Below are 508 nucleotides of genomic sequence, written 5' to 3'. Positions count from 1 at the left end.
CACGCCGCTCGATGCGAGCGCGACGGACGACGGCACATGGGAGCTTCGCGACGGCGCCAAGGTCATGGCGACCGGGCGCGCGGCAAGCATCGAGCTTGCGCGCGTGGAGAAAGCCGGTTTGCCGGAAGCCGGCGCGGCCGAATTGCTGGCGCTGTCTAGGCCGCACGAGCATCCGTTGCCGAATTGTTTCGTATGTGGTCCCGCGCGGGCGAAAGGCGACGGCCTGCGCATCTTCGCCGGGCCGCTCAGCCGTCACGCACATACCGCCGTTCTCGCAGCAAGCTGGACGCCGGATCCGAGCCTCGCCGCCGAGGATGGCCTGGTCGCACCCGAATTCATCTGGTCGGCGCTCGATTGCCCAACCGGCTTTGCCTGCAATTACGATCAGCAGAGCGGCAGCTTCGACAAGACCCCGCTCCTGCTCGGGCGGATGTCGGCCCGGATCGAAGCCCGCCCGCGCCCCGGCGAGCCCAGCATCATCACGGCCTGGCCGACCGGCCGCGATGGC

Annotated in this window: 1 protein-coding gene; it reads left to right on the top strand. The window is 69.3% G+C overall.

Annotated features, from left to right (window positions below):
• Nucleotides 1-508, top strand: a 508-nt coding sequence (locus tag MOV74_RS40180; RefSeq protein ID WP_246933106.1) for a hypothetical protein, incomplete at both ends; no start/stop codon positions are given.

This window comes from Bradyrhizobium sp. SHOUNA76 (assembly GCF_023006445.1).
Classification (GTDB): Bacteria; Pseudomonadota; Alphaproteobacteria; order Rhizobiales; family Xanthobacteraceae; genus Bradyrhizobium.
The sequence above is the reverse complement of the archived record's forward strand: the minus strand, read 5'-3'. Positions and strand labels throughout refer to the sequence as shown.